General features: G+C 69.6%; 19 protein-coding genes. 8 read left to right on the top strand and 11 right to left on the bottom strand.

What is annotated here, in order from left to right; translation table 11 throughout:
- Nucleotides 1-168: 168 nt before the first annotated feature.
- Genes SPF06_RS03010 through SPF06_RS02995 form a run of 4 tightly spaced genes read right to left on the bottom strand, consistent with a single transcriptional unit; the run spans nt 169 to nt 3826 of the window.
- Complete coding sequence (locus SPF06_RS03010; protein ID WP_323277431.1) at nt 169-1257, bottom strand: lactonase family protein; 1089 nt, start codon at nt 1255-1257, stop codon at nt 169-171.
- Between the two features lie 2 nt (nt 1258-1259).
- The gene (locus SPF06_RS03005) at nt 1260-1769 is read right to left on the bottom strand and encodes a GrpB family protein (protein ID WP_323277430.1); all 510 of its coding nucleotides are present in this window, start codon (nt 1767-1769) and stop codon (nt 1260-1262) included.
- A gap of 39 nt (nt 1770-1808) precedes the next feature.
- The gene (locus SPF06_RS03000) at nt 1809-2087 is read right to left on the bottom strand and encodes an HPr family phosphocarrier protein (protein WP_323277429.1); all 279 of its coding nucleotides are present in this window, start codon (nt 2085-2087) and stop codon (nt 1809-1811) included.
- A gap of 23 nt (nt 2088-2110) precedes the next feature.
- On the bottom strand, nt 2111-3826 hold the full coding sequence (locus tag SPF06_RS02995) for a putative PEP-binding protein (RefSeq protein ID WP_323277428.1): 1716 nt from the start codon (nt 3824-3826) through the stop codon (nt 2111-2113).
- 310 nt (nt 3827-4136) lie between these two features.
- Between SPF06_RS02995 and SPF06_RS02990 the strand changes: the two genes are divergently transcribed.
- From SPF06_RS02990 to SPF06_RS02975, 4 genes are all read left to right on the top strand, one after another.
- Nucleotides 4137-5147 (top strand): LCP family protein, encoded by a 1011-nt coding sequence (locus tag SPF06_RS02990; protein ID WP_323277427.1) that lies wholly within the window; start codon nt 4137-4139, stop codon nt 5145-5147.
- 106 nt (nt 5148-5253) lie between these two features.
- Complete coding sequence (locus tag SPF06_RS02985; protein ID WP_428985687.1) at nt 5254-6102, top strand: TetR/AcrR family transcriptional regulator; 849 nt, start codon at nt 5254-5256, stop codon at nt 6100-6102.
- 29 nt (nt 6103-6131) lie between these two features.
- Nucleotides 6132-8141, top strand: a complete 2010-nt coding sequence (locus SPF06_RS02980) for a PTS mannitol transporter subunit IICBA (protein ID WP_323277426.1) — start codon at nt 6132-6134, stop codon at nt 8139-8141.
- Complete coding sequence (locus SPF06_RS02975) at nt 8138-9349, top strand: mannitol-1-phosphate 5-dehydrogenase (RefSeq protein ID WP_323277425.1); 1212 nt, start codon at nt 8138-8140, stop codon at nt 9347-9349. The genes SPF06_RS02980 and SPF06_RS02975 overlap by 4 nt, the downstream gene beginning before the upstream one ends.
- Before the next feature lie 239 nt (nt 9350-9588).
- Here SPF06_RS02975 and SPF06_RS02970 read toward each other — a convergent pair whose 3' ends face one another.
- The 4 genes from SPF06_RS02970 to SPF06_RS02955 form a co-directional block, all read right to left on the bottom strand.
- Nucleotides 9589-11289 carry a phospholipase C gene (locus SPF06_RS02970; protein WP_323277424.1) on the bottom strand — a complete coding sequence of 567 codons (1701 nt, stop codon included), beginning with the start codon at nt 11287-11289 and terminating at the stop codon, nt 9589-9591.
- Nucleotides 11290-11418: 129 nt separating this feature from the next.
- Complete coding sequence (locus SPF06_RS02965) at nt 11419-12051, bottom strand: TetR/AcrR family transcriptional regulator (protein WP_323277423.1); 633 nt, start codon at nt 12049-12051, stop codon at nt 11419-11421.
- 54 nt (nt 12052-12105) lie between these two features.
- A complete protein-coding gene (paaK, locus tag SPF06_RS02960) occupies nt 12106-13479 on the bottom strand; it encodes a phenylacetate--CoA ligase PaaK (RefSeq protein ID WP_428985686.1) in 1374 nt (457 codons plus the stop codon).
- Nucleotides 13480-13564: 85 nt separating this feature from the next.
- On the bottom strand, nt 13565-14128 hold the full coding sequence (locus SPF06_RS02955; RefSeq protein WP_323277422.1) for a hotdog fold thioesterase: 564 nt from the start codon (nt 14126-14128) through the stop codon (nt 13565-13567).
- A 154-nt stretch (nt 14129-14282) separates the two neighbouring features.
- On the opposite strand from SPF06_RS02955, the gene pta reads away from it, so the two are divergent.
- Together pta and SPF06_RS02945 are read left to right on the top strand one after the other, a co-directional pair.
- Nucleotides 14283-16379, top strand: a complete 2097-nt coding sequence (gene pta, locus SPF06_RS02950; RefSeq protein ID WP_323277421.1) for a phosphate acetyltransferase — start codon at nt 14283-14285, stop codon at nt 16377-16379.
- A 2-nt stretch (nt 16380-16381) separates the two neighbouring features.
- Nucleotides 16382-17536 (top strand): acetate/propionate family kinase, encoded by a 1155-nt coding sequence (locus SPF06_RS02945; RefSeq protein WP_323277420.1) that lies wholly within the window; start codon nt 16382-16384, stop codon nt 17534-17536.
- Between the two features lie 9 nt (nt 17537-17545).
- Here SPF06_RS02945 and SPF06_RS02940 read toward each other — a convergent pair whose 3' ends face one another.
- Together SPF06_RS02940 and SPF06_RS02935 are read right to left on the bottom strand one after the other, a co-directional pair.
- On the bottom strand, nt 17546-19762 hold the full coding sequence (locus SPF06_RS02940) for a S9 family peptidase (RefSeq protein WP_323277419.1): 2217 nt from the start codon (nt 19760-19762) through the stop codon (nt 17546-17548).
- A 63-nt stretch (nt 19763-19825) separates the two neighbouring features.
- Nucleotides 19826-20824 (bottom strand): LCP family protein, encoded by a 999-nt coding sequence (locus SPF06_RS02935; protein WP_323277418.1) that lies wholly within the window; start codon nt 20822-20824, stop codon nt 19826-19828.
- A gap of 144 nt (nt 20825-20968) precedes the next feature.
- Between SPF06_RS02935 and SPF06_RS02930 the strand changes: the two genes are divergently transcribed.
- Nucleotides 20969-21295, top strand: a complete 327-nt coding sequence (locus SPF06_RS02930; RefSeq protein WP_323277417.1) for a PqqD family peptide modification chaperone — start codon at nt 20969-20971, stop codon at nt 21293-21295.
- Nucleotides 21292-22569, top strand: a complete 1278-nt coding sequence (locus SPF06_RS02925; RefSeq protein ID WP_323277416.1) for a PqqD family protein — start codon at nt 21292-21294, stop codon at nt 22567-22569. The genes SPF06_RS02930 and SPF06_RS02925 overlap by 4 nt, the downstream gene beginning before the upstream one ends.
- A gap of 25 nt (nt 22570-22594) precedes the next feature.
- Here SPF06_RS02925 and lepB read toward each other — a convergent pair whose 3' ends face one another.
- Nucleotides 22595-23317, bottom strand: a complete 723-nt coding sequence (gene lepB, locus SPF06_RS02920; protein ID WP_323277415.1) for a signal peptidase I — start codon at nt 23315-23317, stop codon at nt 22595-22597.
- Nucleotides 23318-23379: the final 62 nt, after the last annotated feature.

Genomic DNA, 23379 nt, shown 5'->3' with positions numbered 1-23379 from the left:
GCTGGTGCAGCGGATGGCATGAACCTAGCACCCCGAATGGCCCACCGCAAGCACGCTGAAATCGCCCGGATGGGACCCCAGGCCGATTCTTAGGCATTTCTTAGGCGCCTTTTTCAGGCGATTTTGATGAACGAAATCTAGAGAATCAAGAATTGCTCTCGGTAGATATTAGGCAGTCGCCCAGCACTCGATCCACAGCGGCCCACCCGCAGTCGCCGCGCGGGATGCGGCAGCGAGCGATCCGTCAGCCCCGATTCGATACGCCGTGATGTGGTCGGAGCGTTCGCCGCACGCGAGGAGATACTTCCCCGAAGGGTCGATCGCCATGCCGCGCGGCTGCGCTTCGGTGGGGGTGCGCCGGAGGAATTCGAGGAGGCCGCCGTCGCGGATCGCGAAAGTCGCGAGCGTGCTCGTAGAGCGCTCTGCGGCCACGAGGTACCGGCCGTCGGGCGTGATCCGGAGGTCCGAGCACCACACGACGCCGAGCCCCGGGTCCGCCGACGTCGGCGAGCGGACCGGCCCCGGCGCGAGCTCGAGCCCTTCGATGGCGGAGGCTCGCTGGAGGAGGGCGAGCCGCCCCGTCGCCGTGTCGCGTTCGTAGACGGCCACGTCGCCCGAGAGTTCGTGGAGCACGTAGGCGCGCTCGCCCGACGCGTCGAACCGCAGATGCCGCGGGCCCGACCCCGACGCGGTGGCGACGTGCCCGCTCGGGGCGACGGCGCCGTCGTCGTCCGCTCCGGCTGCGCGCGCGGGGGCGAGCCCGGACGCGTCGATGCGGAACCAGCTCACGCGGTCGTCCCCGAGCGACGCCGTATAGACGAAGGCGCCGTCTGGGCTCACGACGGCGCAGTGGGTGTTCGCGCCCGAATCGAACGTTGCCACGGTGCCCGCCACGCCCGGTGCCGGGAAGCGGATCAGGCGCCCCTCGTGGTACGACGCGCCGAAGAGCGCCCGACCGTCCGGGGAGAGGGAGACGTAGCACGTCGTGACCGGGAGCTCGCGGGAAGGGCCCGCGGACGCTGCACCGGTGCGCTGCGCAAGGGAGAGTGCTACGACGCGCGGCGGCACGTCCGGGAACGGCCGATCGACATTGCACGCCGCGTAGAGCGTGCCGGCGGGGTCGAGGGCGAGCGACGAGACGTGGTCGAGGCCCCCTGTGCGGCTGCCCGCCTCGAGGGCACCCGTTTCGGGGTCAAGCGCTAGGACGTCGACCGTCCCGCCCGACGCGCACGCGACATAGACGAAGGTCCGGGACACGCTTACTCCTTGCCGTCGGGGGTCGGGCCGTCGCCGTCGAGCCATCCCGCCGCGCGGAACATGCGCTCGTAGATGGCCCGGATCGTCGGCTCCTTGTGCCGGTTGTAGTTCATCACAAGCTGCTCGCTCGTGGCGCGCGCGGCATCGAGTTTGGCCTCACGGTATTCGTCGCGGTCCGTGGGATGGGTGCGCAGCCACTCTCGGAACATGCGGTGCCGCTCGGTCTCGGGGCAGCCCGGGCCGAACACATGGAGGTTGACCTGGGAGGTGGAGCCGACGTGGTCGACGGCGATGGCCGCGTCCCCGAGCGCGCCGCGGATTCTGGCGGCGACGGCGTCGAACTGGGCCGGCCACGCGTCGTCGTACTCGACGACGCGGACCCGGGCGGGGGCAGGCGCGCCGCCGACCCACTCGAGCCCCCCGTCGGCCGCAACATGGTGCGCCATGACGGCCTCGCGCCACGCCTGCGTGGCCTCTCGGGATCCTCCGCCCGCGGAGGAACGTCCGTCCACGCACGCCACGCTAGCAAGCCCGCGCACGCCGCGGTGGGGTTATTCGGCGTCGTGGTCGGTTTCGAGGACGGTGGCGAGGTGGTCGAGGGCGGTGTCGGCGTCGGGGTGGTCCGCGCGGAGGATGACCTTCTGGCCGTATTCGGCGCCGAGGGACATGAGGGAGAGGATGCTGGAGGCGTCCATGGCCTCGTCGGCGGGCTCGCCTTCTTTGGCGATGGTGATCTCGAAGTCGTATTCGCCGGCGGCCTCGGCGAAGATCGCGGCGGGGCGGGCGTGGAGGCCGACTCGGGAGCCGATGGTCGCGGTGCGTTCTGCCATGGGAGTTCTCCTTGGGGTGGGTTTCAGAGGCCGAGTTTATCGAGGATGGGCAGGTGGGCCCGGACGCCATCCCGAGCCGCTTGCGCGGAGGGCGCCGCAAGGGCCTCGGCGGCGAGCCGCTGCGCCTCGGCGACGGTCACGGTGGCCAGGACCGCGGCGACGGCCGGGAGCGCGCGGGGCGTCATGGACAGGGTCGTTACGCCGAGTCCTGCGAGGACGACGGCGAGGGCCGGGTCCGCGGCCGACTCGCCGCACACGCCCACGGGCTTGGGTGCTCCGGTCGCCGCCCGGGCTGCCGCGGCGCCGTCGCACGTGGCCTTGATGAGGTGCAGGACGGCGGGCTGCCACGGGTCGTTGAGCGCCGCGAGCGGGCCGAGCATGCGGTCGGCCGCCATGGCGTACTGGGTGAGGTCGTTCGTGCCGAGAGAGGCGAAGTCCGCGCCGACGAGGATGTGGGCGCTCGTGAGAGCCGCGGACGGGACCTCGACCATGACCCCGGCCGTGGGCAGGCCCGCGGCGTGGGCGAGGGCGGTGAAGGCTGCGGCCTCGTCGGGGGTCGAGATCATAGGAGCCATGACCCACACATCGGCTTCGTGCTCTTTCGCGGCGGCCGCGATCGCGGCGAGCTGGCGTTCGAGCACACCGGGAGAGGTGCGGTCGGTGCGGTAGCCGCGCACGCCGAGCGCGGGGTTGGGCTCGTCGGCGTTGGTCAGGAACGGCAGGGGCTTGTCCGCCCCGGCGTCGAGCGTGCGGATCACGACCTTCTTGCCCGCGAAGTGCTCGAACACGGCTCCGTACGCGGCGACCTGTTCCTCGTGGGTGGGCTCGGTGTCCCGGTCCAGGAAGGCGAACTCGGTGCGCAGCAGGCCGACCCCCTCGGCCCCGGCCGCGGCGGCCTTGGCCGCGTCCGCGCCCGTCGCGACGTTCGCCAGCAGTGGCACGGGGTAACCGTCGGCGAGGCGGTTGTTTCCGGCGAACGAAGCGAGAGTCTGTGCTTGGGCAGCCCACGCCCGGGCGGCGTCGGCCTCGGCCTGCCCGGGCTCGGTCTCGATCCGGCCCGCGGCGCCGTCGACGTACACCTCGGTGCCGTCGGCGATGGCGTCCACGCCCTCGGCCGCGACCACGGCGGGCAGGCCCAGGGCGCGGGCCAGGATCGCGGTGTGCGACTGCGGGCCCCCGCCAGAGGTGATCAGGGCGACGACCTTGGCGGGGTCCAGGGTCGCGGTGTCCGCCGGGGCCAGGTCCTCGGCCGCGAGGACGAACGGGGTGTCCGAGACCGGGATCCCCGGCGCCGGAAGCCCGCGCAGCTCGGCCACGATCCGGGCCCGGACGTCCAGGACGTCCGCGGCCCGCTCGGCCATGTACCCGCCCAGGGCCTTGAGCTTGTCCGCGACCGAGGCCCCGGACTCCCACACGGCACGCTCGGCCGTGCGCGGGCCGCCGTCGGCGGCGGGATTGAGAAGCTTCACGGCGCCCTTGACCAGCATCGGGTCCGCCGCCATCAGCGCGGTGGCCTCCAGGACGTTCCTCGCGTCCCCCGCGGCCCCCGCCGCGCGGGCCTTGAGCTCGGCCTGGACCGCCTTGGACGCGGCCTTGATCCGCTCCGCCTCTGACTCGACCGTCACCCCCGCCGGGATCGCCACATGAGCATGCGGCTCGTGCACCGGGGCCGGCATCTGCCGCACCCGCCCGACCACCCGCCCGGGCGTCACACCGACGCCGTGAAACTCTCGACTCATGGGATTCCTCTCGGCTGTTTCGTCGTGCCGGCTTCGCCTCCCTGCGGGGGCGGCACGTTGGTTTCGGTGGTCTGGTGTCTCGTGGTTGGGGTCGCACATCGTGCGGTCGTCGCTCGGTCCGGCCCGCCGTCGTCGGCAGGAGGATTCCGCTACCTTAGCGTCTATAGCGTTGCTATACAAGCATGTTTCGTGATCCTCACCACACGAATTTTCGCGACCTCTCCCGCTCGCGGGATCCGCGTGCCATTGTGGCGTTATGAGCGGCGCGGAGCCCTCCGATGCGGCTGGGGGCCGGGCACGACGACGTCGATTGGCCGTCATCATCGGCGCGATCGCCGTCGTGCTCATTGCCGTCGCGGTGGTCGTCTTCTCGCTGGCCCGGCGCCCCGGCCCGCCGACGGCGGCGCCGACCACCGCGACATCGAGCGCGAGTCCCAGCCCGACTCCGACCCCGCGCGCGACGACGAAGCCCCCTTCACTGCCGGAGCTTCCGCCCGGCGCGATGAACATCCTCGTCCTGGGGAGCGACATTCGCGGCAGCGCCCAGCAGGCGGTTCAGAGCCAGGCCGCTTCGGGCGGGATCGCGGATGAGCGCTCGGACATGATCATGCTCATCCACGTCCCCGCGGACCGGAGCAAGGTCTACGGGATCTCGATCATGCGGGACAACTGGGTGGCGATACCCGGCTATGCCAACGCGAAGATCAACGCGAGCCTTTCGCTGGGCGGCCCGCCGCTCGTCGTTGCCACGGTCGAGTCGCTTCTCAAGACGCACATCGACCACTACGTCATGACGGACTTCGACGGGTTCAAGGCCATCGTCGACGTGCTCGGCGGCGTCACCGTCGACGTCACGCGCCCGTTCACCGCGACATTCGACACCCATCACGCCTTCACGCCCGGCCCCAACAAGCTGGACGGCCAGGCGGCCCTCGAATTCGTCCGGGAACGCTACGCGTTCCCTGACGGTGACTTCCAGCGGGTCCGCGACCAGCAGACGTTCGTGCGCTCCCTCATAGTCCAGCTGCTCAGCACGGGAACAGTCCGCGATGCGTCGAGTGCCATCGCGATCATCGCGGTGGCGGCGCCCCACCTCGTCGTGGACCAGCATTTCGATCCGACGACGCTCGCGGCTCTCGCCTACGCGCTGAGGGGTGTCGACCCGGCGTCGTCGGTCTTCTTCACGCTCCCGACCGCGGGGACCGGCACCTCGCCGGATGGGCAGTCCATCGTCGTGCCGGACTATCGGGGCATCGCCGAGGTCTCGGCGGCCCTGGCGAGCGACGGCCTCGCCGCCTACGCGGCGGCGCACCATCTGTGAGCCGATGTGGATCTATCTGTGAGCCGATGTGGATCTATGAGCCGGATGTGGCGCAGTTCACTCTCAGCTCTTGTATAGCGTTGCTATATCGCCTAGGCTAGCAATCATGCGTGATGCGGACATGGGCGTCGCCGACGACGCCCAGGGCGGAGATCCAGCTAAGTCTTCGCCCCGTGAACGGCTTATTTCAGCCGCCACGGAACTGCTTGCCCAGTCGGATGGCAAGCCGGTGTCCACCCGCCAGATCACGGACCTCGCTGGAGTGACGGCACCAACGCTGTACCACCACTTCCGCGACAAAGACGGACTCATGGAAGCTGTCGTGGCGAGAGGCTTCGAGGAGTTCGTCCAGCGCGAGGGGATGATCGAAAGATCGGCCAGCCCGATCAAAGACGTCCAACGGCTGTGGGATATCCATGTCCACTTCGGGCTGACCCACGTGCAGCTGTACACCCTCATGTTCGGCAACGCCGGCCCAGGCCGTCGCCCGGTCCTCGTCGAAGAGGCTGAGCACCTCCTCGAGCGGGAGCTCGGGCGCGCGGCCGCGGCTGGACTGCTCTCCGTGGCGCCCGCTCAAGCGGCACGGGCCGTCCTCGCCGCCAACATCGGAGTAACCCTCATGCTGTTGGCGGACGAGCCCGACCAACCACTCTCCGCGGACGACATCGCGGGCCTGCCCCTCTCGGTGCAGACGCGCGACGCCGTCCTCCGCTCCGTGGTCTCGGATCCGTCAGTCCTTGACGATCCGAGCCGTGGCACACCAAGCGGCCAGCCGTCGTATGTCGCAGCGGCGATCGCCCTTAACGCAACCCTCGAGTCCTCTCACCCGGACCAGCTCTCCGGCACCGAGATGCGGCTCTTCCTCGAATGGCTCCACCGGCTCTCCAACGCCTCGGGCGGCGGGAACGGCGCGAGCGGGGAGGCCCTTCCTCCCTCAACCCCCGGCGGCCGCTAGGCCGCCACCTGACACGAAAGCAGGGAACCATGTCGACCACCGCAGCCCCCACAAGGCTTCATGCCGCGCGGGCCGGGGTGCAGAAATTCGGCACCTTCCTCTCCGGCATGATCATGCCGAACATCGGCGCCTTCATCGCCTGGGGCCTCATTACCGCCCTCTTCATCAAGACTGGCTGGCTTCCGGTCCCTGCCCTCGGCGGGTTTGGAAACGACGCGTCGGGTGCCCCGAACATCGGACTCGTCGGACCGATGATCACCTATCTGCTCCCGCTCCTCATCGCCTACACGGGCGGCAAGGCCGTCTACGACGTACGCGGCGGCGTGGTCGGCGCGATCGCCACGATGGGCGTCATCATCGGCGCGGGCATCCCGATGTTCATCGGCGCCATGATCATGGGCCCGCTCGGCGGCTGGACCATGAAGAAGATCGACGCCATCTGGGATGGCAAGATCCGCCCTGGCTTCGAGATGCTCGTCAACAACTTCTCGGCGGGCATCTGGGGAGCAGTCCTCGCGCTGTTCGGCTTCTACGCCATCAGCCCGGTCGTGCAGGGGATCAGCACGTTCGCCAGTTCCGTCGTGCAGTTCATGGTCAACGCCGGGATCCTGCCGCTCACCTCGATCTTCATCGAGCCGGCCAAGGTCCTCTTCCTCAACAACGCCGTCAACCACGGCGTGCTGACCCCGCTCGGCATCCAGCAGGCCGCCTCGCAGGGCAAGTCGATCCTGTTCCTGCTCGAAGCGAACCCCGGTCCCGGCCTCGGCGTGCTGCTTGCGTACATGTTCTTCGGGAAGGGCGCGGCGAAGGCGTCGGCTCCGGGTGCCGCGATCATCCAGTTCATCGGCGGCATCCACGAGATCTACTTCCCGTACATCCTCATGCGCCCGCTTCTTATCCTTGCCACCATCGGCGGCGGCATGACGGGCATTGCGACGCTCGCGATCACCCATTCGGGCCTCGTCGCACCGTCCGCACCGGGCTCGATCATCGCCGTCCTCGCGCAGACCTCGCGGGACAGCTACGTCGGCGTGATCCTGTCCGTGATCCTCGCGTGCACCGTGTCGTTCCTCATCGCCTCGATCATCCTTCGGGCGTCGAGGAACAGGGAGGAGGGCGACCTCGCGGCCGCGACCTCGCACATGGAGGAGATGAAGGGCAAGAAGTCGATGGCGTCGACGCTGCTTCGGGGCGCTGGCGGCGTCGCGACGGCGACCGAGATCAAGAACATCGTCTTCGCGTGCGACGCCGGAATGGGCTCGAGCGCGATGGGCGCCTCGGTGCTGCGCAACAAGATCCGGGCCGCGGGGCACAAGGAGGTCACGGTCACCAACCAATCGATCGCGAACCTCACGGACACGTATGACATGGTCGTCGTCCACCAGGACCTCGCCCTCCGCGCCGAGCAGAAGACCCCGAGCGCGCAGATCGTCACCGTGGACAACTTCATGGGCAGCCCGAAGTATGACGAGATCGTCGATCTGCTCAACGAGCAGGCAGCAACTGAGCCGTATCCGTTCGAGGGCGTGGTCGGCAAGACCGAGCCTGCGTCCGATGCGGAGGCCGCGGCAGCGCATGTCACGGTACCTCACGTCCACGCCGAGACGAAGAACGTCCTGCGGCCCCAGTCGGTGATCCTCTCCGGGAGCGCCTCGGATATGGCGGGCGCGATCGACGAGGCCGGACGCCTCCTCAAGGCCGCGGGCGCGGTCGACGACGCGTACGTCGCCGCGATGCATGAGCGCGAGACCTCCGTCTCGACGTTCATGGGCAACGGCCTCGCGATCCCGCACGGCACGAACGAGGCCAAGCCGCACATCATGGCCTCGGCCGTGACTTTCGTCCGCTATACCGAGCCGATCGACTGGCAGGGCCAGTCCGTGAAGTTCGTCGTCGGCATCGCGGGCAAGGACAAGGAGCACCTCGGGATCCTCGCGAAGATCGCGAAGGTCTTCGGGGACCGCGAGCAGGTGGCGCGTCTCGAAGCGGCCCAGACCGTGGATGAGGTGCTCGAGATCTTCGGAAAGGTCAACGCATGAGTTCGCAGGGCACGTCAGCGCAGGCCAAGTCGGCGGTCCATTTCGGGGCCGGCAACATCGGGCGCGGCTTCGTGGGGCTCCTGCTCCACGAGGCGGGCTACGACCTCGTCTTCGCCGACGTCGCGGCGCCGCTCATCGACGCGCTGCAGGCCACGCCGTCGTACACCGTGCACGAGGTCGGGGAGGGCGGCCGGGACCACGTCGTGGACCGGTACGCCGCCGTGAACTCGGCGACGGACGAGGCCGAGCTCGTCGAGCGGATCGCCCGTGCGGACATCGTGACGACGGCGGTGGGCCCGAACATCCTCAAGTTCGTGGCCCCCGTCATCGCCCGCGGCATCGCGGCCCGGCCGGAGGGCGCCCCGCGGCTCGCCGTGCTGGCGTGCGAGAACGCCATCAACGCGACGGACCTCCTCGAGGCCGAGGTTCGGGCCGCGGCCCGCGCCGCCGGGCTCGCGGACGAGGACGTCGACGCGAAGGCCCTCTTCGCGAACACGGCGGTGGACCGGATCGTCCCGGCCCAGGCCCCGGGGGGCGGTCTCGACGTCCGCGTCGAGCCGTACTTCGAGTGGGCGATCGAGCGGGGTCCGTTCGGCGGCGATGTTCCGGAGATCCCGGGCGTCACGTGGGTCGACTCCCTCGGGCCGTACATCGAGCGGAAGCTCTTCACGGTCAACACGGGCCACGCCTCCGCGGCGTACTTCGGGCGGGCGGCGGGGAAGGAGAAGATCGCCGAGGCGATCGCCGACCCCGAGATCCGCGCGAAGGTCGAGGCCGTGCTCGCCGAGACGAAGGCGCTCCTCGTCGCGAAGTACGGCTTCGCGCCCGACGAACAGGAGGGCTACATCCGCAAGATCCTGGGGCGGTTCGCGAACGCCGAGCTCCCGGACACGGTGGACCGCGTGGGCCGCGCGCCCGTGCGCAAGCTCAGCCGGCACGAGCGCTTCGTGGGCCCCGCGGCGGAGCTCGCCGAGCGGGGCCTCGCGGCGGACGCGCTGCTCGAGGCGATGGGCGCGGCCCTTCGCTTCGACGCGGCCGACGACGACGAGGCGCAGCGCCTCCAGGCGATGCTCGCGGGGGACGGCGCAGATGCGGCCGTTGCCGAGGAACTCACCGGGCTTGGGCCGGGGCACCCGCTGCACGGAGCCGTCGTCGGCCTTGTGTCCCGCGCGCGGGCGCGCGAGTCAAGCGCCGGGACGACGCGCTAGCGCGTGCGTGGACGAGCCGCCGAAGGAGTGGACGGCGCATAGAGAAAACCTGCATCGCGCCATTGAGATGCAGGTCACAGGAAAGAGTGTAGGCGCCTCCCAGCGCGAGTGCCCACGCTGTGGCCAAAATGTTGCCAGAACGTTGCCTTTCGCTCACGGAAAAGAGACGGGTCCCGCCGAGGAGAACGCTTGAGTGCGTCCTCTCGGCGGGAACCCGTCTCGTCGAGAAGCCTTGCAGGCTACTGGCAGGAACCGCCCTGGCCGAGGTGCAGGCCGTCGTTGCCCGAGCAGTAGGCGGCCTGGACGACCGCGCCGTTGGCCGGGTCGAGGATCAGGCCGTCGCGGCGCGCGTGGGTGAAGTCGAACAGGTTCCCGAGCGAGCCCGCGATCGCGTCGAACGAGCCGTCGCCGAGGCGGCCGAGGCCCCAGTTGTCCTCGATGAACCGAAGGATCGACGACTGCTGCGTCACCGTGTGGTCCACGAAGTTGCTCTTCGCGTACGGCGAGACGACGAGGAGCGGCTGGCGCGGGCCGGGGCCGCAGCGGTCCACGTAGCCGCCGAGGATCGGGGTGCCGGCCTTCGCGGCGTCGGTGCAGATCGCGGCGTCCGCGGTCGGATCGTTCGAGGCGTTGAGAACCTTCGTCGCGACGTGGTCGTACCAGCCGTCTGAGTCGTCATAGGCGAGGACGATCGCCGTGGAGTCCCAGTTCTTGGACTTCTGGATCGCGTTGACCTGCTCGACCACGAACTTCTGCTCGTCGATCGGGTCCGAGTAGGCGGCGTGGCCGTCCTGGTAGTTCGGCGCCTTGAGGAAGGACACGGCCGGCATGTTGTCCGAGTTGACGACCTTGTCGAAGTCCGTGAGGTCGTACTGGTGGTTGGCCTGGCCATTGTGCCCGATCTCAGCCTCATTGGCGGGCGCGAGGTGGTGCGGGTTCGCCGTCGACGCGTAGTACTGGAACGGCTCGTGGTGCGGGTTGTAGTCGGTGCGGGACGCGCCGACGATATTCGCGTGCGCGGTGGTGCACTGCGCGTAGTCGGTGCCCGCGATGTTCTTCGTGCCGTTCGGCGTGAAGCCGCCCTGGAACCAGCCCCACGAGACGTTCTTCTCGTTGAGGAGGTCGCCCACGTTCTTGCCGCTCATCGCGGCGAGCGCGTAGGGCTTGCCGTTGCGGCTGTTGTCCGAGCAGTCATCGAACGCGGGGTCCGGGTCCTCGGTCAGGGTGCCGACGCCCTGCGCGTTGGGCGACTTGACCGTGTACGAGTCCGGCGTCGCCGTCTGCTTGCCCGTGAGCGCGTCGATGCTCGTCACGCCGTGGGTCTGGCCTGAGACGAGGTTGAGCGCGCCCGGCGTGGACGGCCCGAACGTGTCGCTGAAGCTGTTGTCGCTCATCGCGAAGTGCTGGGCGTAGTTCCACAGGCCCGTGACGGTGTTGCCGTCGTAGTAGTCCATCGTGAGGCCGGGACTGGAGTACATCGGAGCCTTGCACGTGTCCGTGCTCGTGTTCTCGACGAACTTGTCCATGAGCCCGCCGTTGAACGCCTTCTGCTCCGCGGTGTACTCGTGGTCCTGGTCGCACGTGACGGCCTGGCCCGGCGTGAGCCGCGACGGCTGGACCGAATTCGGGTTGTTCGGCGCGAGGAGGTTCGCGTTCGCGAGCGTGTTGATGTCCTTGGGCGTGTTCGGCGCGGCCGTGAAGGACGACGCCGCGGCGCCCGTCCCCTGGACCTTCTCGCCCGGGGTGTTGGCGGCCTTGGGATAAGTCGCGAAGTAGTGGTCGAACGAGACGTTCTCCCCGAAGATGACGACGACATGCTTGATGGGCGTCGACGTTGAGGCGGCGTGGGCGGGCAGGGCGGCGGCGATGGATCCGCCTGCCGCGGCAGCGAGCCCGAAGGCGCTCGCGGCAGCGGCCGTGCGGATGCTGAGCTTCGGCATCAGGAAAGGTCTTTCTCGAGGCGACGGATGTCCCTCATCAAGGTGCGAATACGGTCCCCGTGAAGACCCTAGACCCGCCGTGAGCCCGAAAAGCAAGAGTTGCCGATCAATTCAGCAAGTGTTCACTAACTACGCCCGCCCGGCCCGCAGCCCGTTGAAGAGGACGGCGACGACGTCGTCCGCAAGCCTTTCCGGCGTGAGCGCACCGCCGGGCCGGTACCACTCGACGATGGAGTTGACCGTGCCGAACAGGAGGCGCGAGACGGTCCGCGGATCGATGTCGCTGCGGACCGTCCCCTCGGCGCGGGCCTCCCCGATGAGCTCGGCGACCTTGCGGTCGAAGCCGCGCCGGCGCTCCATGGCCTTACGCTCCGTCTCGGTGTTGCCGCGGAGCCGCAGGAGGAGCGTGACGAACGGGAGCCTCTCGGTGAGGACCCGGACCGTCGAGCGCACCACGAACTCGAGGCGCTCCTCGGCTGTCCCGTGCTGCGTCTCGGGCGCCTCCCACACGGACTCGAGCCCTCCGAGGGCCTGCTCGAGGGCGAGGGAGAGCAGGTCCTCCTTCGAGGGCACGTGGTGGTAGATCGCGGACTTCGAGATGCCGAGGTTCTCCGCGAGGATGCCCATGGACGTCGCGTCGTAGCCGTGCCGATTGAACACCTCGACCGCGACGTTCAGCACCGACTGCTGGTCGTAGCCCGGCCGGCCTCGGCGCCCCGTGGGGCCGGGTCCGGGTGTCTCTGTTGCGGCGGCGGAAGGCATGGGCTCAAGTCTAATTCGGCGTCTGGGCGAGGCTTTGGCTGGGCGCGGGCGTGGCTAGCTCTTCTTGCGCAGGTCGTAGATGCGGCGGAGCTTGCCGTTCGAGCGCTCGAGCGAGCCGGGCTCGACGACGTCGATGCGGCACGACGAGCCGATGTGCACCTTGATCTGCTGGCGCAGGGTCGCGCCCGCTGCGCTGCGCTGTTCCGTCGTCGTCCCTTCTCGGGGCTCGATCTTGACGGTGAGCTCGTCCATCCTGCGGCCCTCGGGCCGCGTGATCTCGAGCTGGAAGTGGGGGCTCAGCTCGGGGATGCGGAGGGCGATCTCCTCGATCTGCGACGGGAAGAGGTTGACGCCGCGCAGGATGATCATGTCGTCGCTGCGGCCCGAGATGCGGCCCATGCGGCGGTGGCCGGGCCGGGCGGATCCAGCGTGGAGGGCCGTGAGGTCTTTCGTGCGGTAGCGGATGATCGGCAGGGCCTGCTTCGTGAGCGACGTGAACACGAGCTCGCCGGTCTGGCCGTCCTCCAGTGCGGTGCCGAGATCGAACGGGTCCACGATCTCGGGGCGGAAGTGGTCTTCCCAGATGTGGCTCCCGTCCTGCGTCTCGACCGCCTCGCCGGCAACGCCGGGGCCCATGACCTCCGAGAGGCCGTAGATGTCGCAGGCCTTGATGTCGAACATCTCCTCGAGCTCGTGCCGCATCTCCTGCGTCCACGGCTCGGCCCCGAGGACCGCGTACTTGAGCGACGTCGAGCGCGGGTCGATGCCCTGGTGCATCATCGCGTCCCCGATGGTGAGGAGGTACGTCGGCGTGCACAGGATCGCGTCCGGGGCGAAGTCGCCGATGAGCTGGATCTGCTTCTCGGTCTGGCCGCCTGACATCGGGATGACGGTCGCGCCGAGCTTCTCGGCGCCCGCGTGCGCGCCGAGGCCGCCCGTGAAGAGGCCGTAGCCGTACGCGTTGTGCACCTTCATGCCGGGGCGGACGCCGGACGCGCGGAGGCAGCGGGCCACGAGCGTCGCCCAGGTGTCGAGGTCCTGCTTGGTGTAGCCGACGACGGTCGGTCGGCCCGTCGTGCCCGAGCTCGCGTGGATGCGGGCCACCTGGTCCATGGGGACGGCGAACATGCCGAAGGGGTATGCCTGGCGGAGATCCTCCTTCGTCGTGAACGGGAACTTCGCGAGGTCGGCGAGTTCCTTGAGGTCGCTCGGGTTCACCCCGGCCTCGTCGAACTTGCGCGTGTACAGCGGGACACGGCTATACGCGTACTGGAGGGTCTCCTGGAGCCGCGCGAGCTGGAGTGCCTCGATCTGGTCTCGGGACATGGTCTCCTCGGCGTCGAGGATCGCGCGGCCGAAGGAGGTCGGGGCATGAGGGGCCGAGCGGGCGGGGGCGGGGTGGGCGGCGGCAGCAGAACTGTGGGTCATGGCGGGGCTTTCGAACGTGGCGGGCGGGTGGGGAAGCGGGGAGGGCGGGCGGGGAGGATGTACGAGACGGACTGTGGGTGTGGCGCTAGCGCTTCGGGATGGTGCGCGAGCGCCCGCGGAATTCGGCGATAAGCCTCGGCGCGGGCGTGCCCGAGGGGGTCGCCCGAGCCGGGGACGCCCCGTCGTCCGCTGCCGGAGGCGACCCGGCGGGCGTGTTGCCCGGCGCCACTGTGTTGTGCGACGCCGTCGCGAAGACCTGGACGTCGTAGAGGCCGCTGCGCCCGGTCTGGGCACGGCGCTCGGCGACGGCGGTGATGCGCTCTCCGACGTGGGCGGGGGCAAGGAAGTTGACGTCGACGCCGGCGGCGACGGTGATCGTGTTGTCGTCGTCCTCGGGCGTGTGCGGATTGCACGCGAGGGCGAATGCTGAGTCTGCGATGGCGAAGATCATTCCGCCGTGTGCGATCCCGAAGCCGTTGAGCATCTCGCGGCGGATCGTCGTCGCCACGGTCGCGCTCCCGTCCCCGAGCGCGAGGACTTCGAGGCCCATCCATTCGGTCGCGTAGTCGTCGGTAAGGATGGGGTGGGCCAGCGTACTGGGACTGTGGGCCAGCTGGGACAGGGCTTCCGGGCGAGCGGCGTTGCTCATGGGTGACCTCGCATTTCTTTACCGAATGTTCATTAGGTAATCCCATGAGCGCGGATGTGTCAAGGCACACAGGCGTCATGTGGCCCGCACGGTGCCGGGCTCAGCGCCGTGGTGCGAGGATGTTGGTCAAACGGTGCGGGCTCGAGGAGTGAGCATGTCCAAGGGAATCTATGTGAGCGCGACGACCCCCGGGTCGGGAAAATCGCTCGTGGCGCTTGGGCTCGCCGAGGCCCTGCACAGCCACACCGACCGCATCGGCTTCTTCAAGCCCATCGTCCGCGATGATCGCGATGGCGATCCGATGGTGGCCCTCATCCGGTCCCGCTACGGACTCGACGAATCGGTCTGCCGGGGTGGACTCACCATGCGCGAAGTCCGGCGGTTCCTCGCCGAGGGGCGGCGCGAGGAGATCGGCGCGCGATGCGTCGAGCTCTACTCCGAGATCGCGGCGCGGTGCGATGTCGTCGTGGTCGAGGGCACGGACCTCACGGGCCAGGATGCGGCGGTCGAGTTCGACCTCAACGCGCGCCTCGCGAACGACCTCGGATGCAGCGTCGTCGCCGTCGTGAGCGGAAAGGGCCGCGCGCCCGAGGAGATCGCAGACGCCGTCGACGTTGCGCGCAAGGAACTCCTCGCCGCCCGCTGCAGCCTGCTCGTCATGATGGTCAACCGTGCCGATCCCGAGCACCTCGAGGACATCTCGGCGGCCATCCGCCCCGGGCGCCTCCAGCGGCCCGTGTATGTGCTGCCCGAGATCGAGGAGATTTCGCGGCCGACGACGGGCGAGGTCTCCACGGCGCTCGGGCTCCGCCAGATCGCGGGGAAGGCGGACATGGAACGCGAGGTCCGCGGAGTCAAGGTCGCAGCCATGAGCGTCGCAAACTTCATCGGGGCGCTCGAATCGGGGGATCTCGTCATCGCGCCGGGGGACCGGGCCGACATCATGGTCGGGGCCCTCGCCTCGACCTTCTCGCCCGAGTTCCCCGTGCCCTCGGCAATGATCCTCACAGGCGGCCTGCCCCCGGATTCGCACATCCTCCCGCTCCTGGCTCCCGCGCCCTTCCCGGTCTTCGCGTACGCCGACGACACGTATCACGCGGCCCGCGACGTCTCGGCCGTGCGCAGCGAGATCTGGACGGGCCACCGCCGCAAGGTCGCGTCGGCGCTCGGCGCGTGGGCGAAACACGTGGACGACGCCGAGATCCTCGACCGCCTCAACCTTCCCCGGCCCGAGAACATGACGCCGCTGCGCTTCCTCCACGAGCTCATCGCCCGGGCGCGCGCCGACCGCCGTCACATCGTGCTCCCCGAGGGCACCGACGTGCGGATCCTGCGCGCGGCCGAGATCCTCCGGCGGCGCGACGTGTGCGACCTGACGCTCCTCGGCAGCGATCCGCTCGTGCGGGAGACGGCCGCCGCGAACGGCATCTCCCTCGACGGCATCAGCATCGTCGATCCGGCCACGAGCGAGCTGCGGCAGAAGTTCGCCGAGGAGTACGCGCGGCTGCGCGCCCACCGGGGCGTCGACCTCGCGAAGGCCCTCGAGACGATGCTCGACGTGAGCTACTTCGGGACCATGATGGTGCAGCTCGGCATCGTCGACGGCATGGTCTCGGGTGCGGCCCACACGACAGCGCACACGATCCGCCCGGCCCTCGAATTCGTCAAGACGCGCCCCGGCGTCGCCATCGTCTCCTCCGTCTTCCTCATGCTCCTCCGGGACAGAGTCCTCGTGTACGGGGACTGCGCCGTGAACCCCGAGCCGAACGAGGAGCAGCTTGCGGACATCGCGATCGCCTCTGCGGAGACGGCCGCACAATTCGGGGTCGAGGCGAGGGTCGCGATGCTCAGCTACTCGACCGGGGGCTCGGGCGCCGGCGCGACGGTCGACAAGGTGCGGCGCGCCACCGAGATCGTGCGCTCGCGCAAGCCCGAGCTCGCCGTCGAGGGTCCTATCCAGTACGACGCCGCCGTGGACGCCTCCATCGCCGCGACGAAGCTCCCGGGGTCCGATGTCGCGGGGCAGGCGACCGTGTTCATCTTCCCGGACCTCAACACGGGCAACAACACGTACAAGGCGGTCCAGCAGTCCGCGGGGGCCGTCGCCGTCGGCCCCGTCCTCCAGGGCCTGCGCAAGCCCGTCAACGACCTCTCGCGCGGCTGCACGGTCGAGGACATCGTCAACACCGTCGCGATCACGGCCGTGCAGGCCCAAGCTGCCCTCGTCCCGGCCGAATCCTCCAAGGAGTAGCTGTGCTCGTCCTCGTCATCAACTCTGGATCATCGTCGCTCAAGTACCAGCTTCGGGACGTCGCAGCCGGGGACGTCCTCGTGCAGGGCATCGTCGAACGCATCGGGTTCCCGGCCGAGGACGGCGGGCCGGGCATCCCGAACCACGAGGCGGCGCTCGAGCTCGTCGACGACGCGCTGCGGGGCGCGCTCGCGGGGCGCGGGATCGACGCCGTCGGGCATCGCGTGGTGCACGGGGGCGAGCGGTTCGCCGAGCCCGTGCTCATCGACAACGAGATCACGCGCGCCATCGAGCGCCTCAACCCGCTCGCGCCGCTCCACAACCCGGCCAATGTGGTCGGCATCCGTGCGATCGCCGAGAAGTGGCCCGAGCTCCCGCAGGTGGCCGTCTTCGACACCGCCTACCACCGGACCATGCCCGAGCATGCGTGGCGCTACGCAGTGCCCGACTGGCTCTACACACGCCACGGGATTCGCCGCTACGGCTTCCACGGGACGTCCCACGAGTACGTCGCGGGGCGCGCCGCGGCGCTCCTCGGAGTCGACGCCGAAGCGTTCGACGGCGTCATCCTCCACCTCGGCAACGGCGCCTCCGCGACGGCCGTCCACGGCGGCAAGTCGGTGGATACCTCGATGGGCTTCACGCCGCTTGAGGGCCTCGTCATGGGGACCCGCTCGGGGGACATCGACCCCTCGATCCTCGTCTACCTCGGGCGGCAGGGGCTGAGCCCCGACGAGATCGACGACCTCCTCAACCGCGAGTCCGGTCTCAAGGCGCTCGGCGGCTCGCATGACATGCGCACGCTCGTCGACGCGGCCGAGCGCGGCGACGCGAAGGCGCAGCGCGCGCTCGACGTCGCGTCGTATCGGCTCGCGAAGTACGTCGGTGCGTACCACGTGGCCGTCGGCGGGGCGAAGGCCATCGTCTTCACGGCCGGCATCGGCGAGAACTCGACGGCGTTCCGCCGCCTCGTCGTTGACCGGCTCGGCGCGCTCGGCGTAGCCCTCGACGAGGACGCGAACGCCGTCCGCTCGCCCGAGCCGCGCATCATCTCGCGCGCCGACTCCGCGATTCCCGTCCTGGTGGTGCCCACGGACGAGGAACGCGCGATCGCCGAGGCGACGGCCGCCGTCGTCCGTGCGGCCGTGGCCGGTTAGGCCAGGGCCCTAGGCGAGCAGCTCGCGCGCCCCCAGCGCGCTCGCAATGAACGCGTAGTCCCACGCGCGGTCCTTCCACGCCTCGTAACGGCCGGAGGCGCCGCCGTGGCCCGCGTCCATCTCGGTCTTGAGCACGATGGGACGGCCGCTCGTCGAGGCCTCCCGCAGCGCCTGGACCCACTTTGCGGGCTCGACGTACAGCACGCGCGTGTCGTTGAATGACGTCACCGCGGCGACGGTGGGGTAGTCGGCCGGCCGGACGTTCTCATACGGCGAGTAGGACTTCATGTACGCGTACACGTCGGCGTCCTCGATCGGGTTGCCCCATTCCTCCCACTCGAGCGCGGAGAGCGGGAGTTCGGGGTCGAGGATCGTCGTGAGGGCGTCGACAAACGGGACTTGGGCGACGGCGGCGGCGAACCGTTTGGGCGCCGCGTTGAGCACCGCGCCGATGAGGAGGCCTCCCGCCGAGCCGCCCATGCACGCAATGCGCTGCGGATCGGCCCAGCCCGCGGCCGCGACCCAGTCCGCGGCCGCGACGAAGTCCGTGAACGTGTTCTTCTTGCGCAGCTTCTTGCCGTCCTCGTACCAGCGGCGCCCGAGCTCGCCGCCGCCGCGGATGTGCGCGATCACGAACACGACGCCCCGGTCGAGGAGGCTCAGGCGCGGGATCGCGAAGGCCGGGTCCATGCTCACCTCATAGGAGCCGTATCCGTAGACGAGGGCGGGGTTCGTTCCGTCCGGGCGCACCGACGCCCGCCGCAGCACGGAGAGCGGAACCCGGGTGCCGTCGTCGGCCGTCGCCCACGCGCGCTCGGCGACGTAGTCCGAGGGGTCGTAGCCGCCCAGCACGGGCGTCTCCTTGCGCAGGATCAGCTCGCCGGTCGCGAGGACGTAGTCGTACACGCGGGGCGGGGTGAAATACGAGGTGTAGGAGAGCCGCGCGACGGGCGCGCGGTAGTCCGAGACGCTGGCCCCCGCCGTGTAGAGCTCCTCGCCGAACGCGGGCTCCGCGAACGACGGCGCAGGGCGACCACCGGCTGTCGGGTTCAGCGCCGCGAGCGCTTCGGTGAGGGGCGCGAAGCGAACGGTCTCGATCGTGTCCCGGCGGAGCGAGACGACGAGGTGGCTCGTGGTGACCTCGGCGCTCTCGACCTTGACGGCGTCGTCGTGGGGGACGACGGTCTGCCAGTGCTGCTCCGCGAGCGGCTTCGCGAATTCGGCGAGCGGCGCGACGGAGACCATGTTGTTGACGGCCTTCGCGCCCTCGGAACCGCGGTTGTGGACCAGCAGGACGTGGGCGGCGCCGTCGTGCTCGAAGAGGTCCACGGCGTGGAGGACGCGCTCCTCCCGGCCGAGCAGGAGCTCGAGCCGCGCCTCCGGGGCATGGAGGTCGAGGTAGCGGGTCTCGCTGTACTCCGAGTTGCCGATGCTCACGAGAAGCCAGCGGCGGTCGCTCGAGAGGTCGAGCGAGGTCCATTGGGCGACGTCGCGCTCTTCAAACAACACCTCGTCCTGCTCGGCCGGAGTGCCGAGCGTGTGGACGCGGATCTGGTGAGGACGCCAGGACTCGTCCGCCACGACGTAGTAGAGGCGGCGGCCGTCGGCCGAGAACTCGAGCCCGTAGAACACGCGCTCGATGACGTCCGGCAGGTCCTCTCCCGCTTCGAGGTCCTTGATGCGGAGCGTGAACGTCTCGTCGCCCGCGTTGTCCACCGCGTACGCGTACAGGCTGCCGTCGCGGCTCACGGTCGCGCCGCCGAGGGCGAAGAACGGCTGGCCCTCGGCCTCCGCGTTGCCGTCGAGGAGCACCCGCTCGCCGGGAACCGGTACGCCGGGGGCGACGGTGGGCGGCGTCCACGACGCGAGGGTGTCGGCTGGGCCGGCGGGGCGCTCCGCGGCGACCCGGCAGTAGATCGGGTACTGCTGGCCCTCGACCGTGCGCGCGTAGTACCACCAGTCGTCGAGGCGGCTCGGAACGGAGAGGTCCGTCTCCTGCGTGCGGCCCTTGATCTCGGCGAAGATCGCGTCGCGGAGCGGCTGCTGGTCCGCGGTCACGGCCTCGGTGTACGCGTTCTCGGCCTCGAGATGCGCCACGACCTCAGGGTTCTCCTTGTCCCGCAGCCACTCGTACTGGTCCGCGAACGTGTCCCCGTGGTGCGTGCGGAGCGTGGGCACCTTCTTCGCGACGGGCGGGGCTGATGCGGGGGAGAGCGCTTCGTTCATAGGCCCACCCTAGCCAGTGCCGAGCGGGGACGTGATGGGGCCCGCGGCGGCCCTGTCTTCCCGCTAGTTCCCGTTCTGCAGCTTGTTGTCCGCGACGTATTGAGGCATGGTCCCCTTGGCCATCGCGTCGGCCAGCCCGCTCGTGGCCGGCTGGTTGAAGAGGACAATCGACTGTTGGCTGTCAGGAGACCAGCCCGTCCCATTTGTGGGCAGCGTGAATGTCACAATGTCGCCTGGGCGCACTTTTCCCAGTTCGAGTCCGAGAGAAACGACGGCCCCCGAGTTGAATCCGGAATCGACCGTGAGATACGACGATAACTCGTTGACGACATTTGCGAGGGTGACGGGATTCGCGAGGGTTTGGGGCGTCGCGAGCTTCGTGACGAGGGCCTTGAGGAAGATCTGCTGATTGCGGACGCGCTGATAGTCGCCGTCGGGGAACGCATAGCGCTCGCGCACGAATGCGAGGGCCTGGGTGCCGTTCATCGTCTGGGTCCCGGCCTCGAACCGCGTGTTCCCCGACTGCTGGGCCGTGAACGCCTTGGGAACGGTGACGGGCACGCCGCCGACGGCGTCCGTGAGGCTCTTGAACCCCTCGAAGTCCATGAACACGACATGGTCGAGGCGCTGCCCGAGCACGGACTCGATGGTCTGGACCATGAGCGGAACCCCGCCGAACGCGAGGGCCGCGTTGATCTTCGCGCTGCCGTGGCCCGGGATCGGGACCCAGAGGTCCCGCATGATCGAGATGACGTACACGTTCTTCCGGTCTGCTGGGACGTGTACGACCATCATCGTGTCGGAGCGCTGATTGGACGGCGTGCCCGATTCGGCCTGGAAAATCGTCGCGTCGCGGCTGTCCGAGCCGACGAGCAGGATGTTCAGGGCCGCCTTGCCGTCCGCTGCGGGCGATGCGGCCGGCGGCCTCGCCGACTCGCTGGGGAACACCGTCTCGAGCTTCTTCGTCTGGGTGTCGAAGCTTCGCGAGAGGGTGCCGAGATAGATGAGTGCCGCGACCGCCGCGAGCACGACGACGAGCAGCGCGCTCAGGAGAACGTACATCGCTGTGCGATTCTTCTTTTTCTTTCGGGCTGCGGTCTGCTCGCTCACGGTCCCTCTTGTCGTGTCAGTGCTGCGGTTAGGATCAGTCTGCCCCGACGGCGGACTTCGCCAAGGCCCGGGGTACCTATGGGGGGAGGAAAAGCGATGCCAATCTGGCGCAAATGTGCACATATTGCCGAAGTCTCGATCGAGGACGAAGGGCGGGTGGCCCTGCTCAATCTGGAGGCGGAGAGGCCTGTCGTCTTGACCGGATCCGCCGCTATCATCTGGGGGCTCATTGACGGAATCCGCACCGACGCGGACATTCTTGCCGAACTCCGCGACATCTTTGTCTACACCGCGGACGGCGGCGCCGGGAATGCGGGCGGCGCCGGGACTGCAGCCGACGACGGCGCAGCCGAGATGGCGCGTCAGCTCGCCGAATTCCTCGCTCAGCTCGAGCGTCAGGGTTTCGCGGAGGCGATCGCATGAGGCCGGACGGCCTGCGGCTCCGGGCGCTGGGGGCAGAGATCGACGTCGTCTTCGGGGACGGATTCACGCCCGAGCTCGCCGCCGCCCTCCGACGGGCCTGGTCGAGGTGTCTCGACGCGGAGGCGGCGCCTGTCCCCGACGTGACCCTTCCTCCCGGGTCCGGCGAGACCCCTTTAGCGCCGAACTCGGCCTGGCGCCCCATGATCGGCGACGCGGCCCCCGGCGCGCTCCGCGCGAGCGTCCGGACGGCGCACGCGATCACCTCGATCGAAGCGGAATCGCCCGAGCGCTTCGCGTCCGAGCTCACGAGCACGGTCACCCTGCGCGCTATCGAGGCGCGGGCAGGGGAGCTGCTCATGCTGCACGCGGCCGCGCTCGCGGATCCTGCCACGGGCCGCGCCGTCGCGTTCGTCGGCCGTTCGGGCATGGGCAAGACCACGGTGACCCGGGTCCTCGGTGCCGGGTGGGGCTATGTGACGGATGAGACCGTCGCGCTCGACCGCTCGGGATTCCTCGTGCCCTACGCGAAGCCCCTCTCGCTCATCGCCGACGACCCTGGCCACCCGAAGCGCCAGATCGGACCCGATGACGCGGGGCTGCGCCGCTCGCCGCACGAGGCGACGCTCGGCGCCGTCGTCCTCCTCGATCGCTGCCCCGACGACGATGCCTCCGCGGATGCCGCGGCGGGCCGGCCGCAGGTCGTCGAGCTCAGTCATGCCGAGGCGGTCGTCGAGCTCGCGCCGCACACGTCGTCGCTCGCGCGGATCGACCGGCCGCTCGCGTGGCTGTGTTCGACGCTTGATGCGGCGGGCGGCGCCGTGCGCGTCAGGTATCGTGACGCGCGCGACCTCGAGGCCCTCCTGCCTTCGCTGCTCGATCGAGAGCCACTGCACCGTGCGTGGGCATCCGCCCTCCAGGGGCCGTCGGAGCCAGACAGCGGTGCCGATTGTCCTGCCGGCGCAGACCGCGGGGGCGGCGACAAAGATGCCGCAGCGAATGGCGGACTTGTGCGCCGGGCCCAGGTTGTGGACGCCGTGACTGTCACGCGCGGCGACGGAACCGAGGAACTGCTCGCCATGGTGGGCCACTGCGTACTGCGCCTCAGCGGGATCGCGCCCACGGTCTGGCGGGCACTCGACACGCCGCTCAGCCTCGCCGGGATCGCCGAGCGGATCGCGCCCGAGGTCGGCCTCCCGGAGGGCTACGAGGCGAGCCTCGCCGCGGCCATCGATGAGCTTGAGTCCAACGGGCTGGTCCAGAAAGGCATGGCCTGACGGGCCCGGCGGCCGCGCCGGGCTCCTAGCCGACCGGTCCGAGCCGACCGAGAGGCCAGATCCGCACGTCGACGCGACCCACGATGTCGCCGAGCGCGACGGTGCGGACGCAGGATTCCGGGGACGGCGCCGAATCGGCGGGCTGGCTCGAGCGGCACGCGATGAGCGAATCCGCTGACACCGAGCGATGATCGCCGAGGACCACGAGCTGACCCTCCGGCACCGCGAAGGCCCCGAAGCAGCGGAGCGAGCGCGGCGCCGTCGTGCAGTCGAGCCTGCCGCGCACGAACGGGAGGTCCTCGAAGACATAGGGCTCGTCGATGCCCTGCCCGTCGCGCTCGAGGCGCCCGTCGGCGTCGCAGCATGCGACGGTCTGGCCCGCGCGGGCGATGACCCGCTTGACAAGGTGCTCCTCGTGGGACGGGCCGATGCCGGTGAGGTCGCCGAACCTGCGGACGACGTCGGCGAGCCCGCCCGCCGAATCGGCTGGGGCGTCCGCAGCCCACGTGGCCGGGCGCGTGAAGACGACGATGTCACCGGGCTGTGGGGACGCGCCCGCGAGGTACGCGAGGCGGTTGATGAGCACGCGGTCGCCGCCAGCCTCGCTGCTTCGAAGGGTCCGTTCCATGGAGCCCGACGGGATGCGGCCTAGCTTGAAGGCAAAGGCCTGCACGAGCGCGACGACGACGATGGCGGCGAGCACTTTGAGGGCGGCGCTGGCCCAGGGCGGAGGTCGGCGTCGGGCCATGGGGTTCCGTTCATCCGGTGGGAGGGCGCTTGGATAGCCATGCTATCCAGCGGGCCCGAGGT

The sequence above is a fragment of the Sinomonas terricola genome (assembly GCF_034931225.1).
GTDB classification, from domain to species: domain Bacteria; phylum Actinomycetota; class Actinomycetes; order Actinomycetales; family Micrococcaceae; genus Sinomonas; species Sinomonas terricola.
Note: the sequence above shows the minus strand (reverse complement) of the source record. Positions and strands in the feature narration are given on the sequence as shown.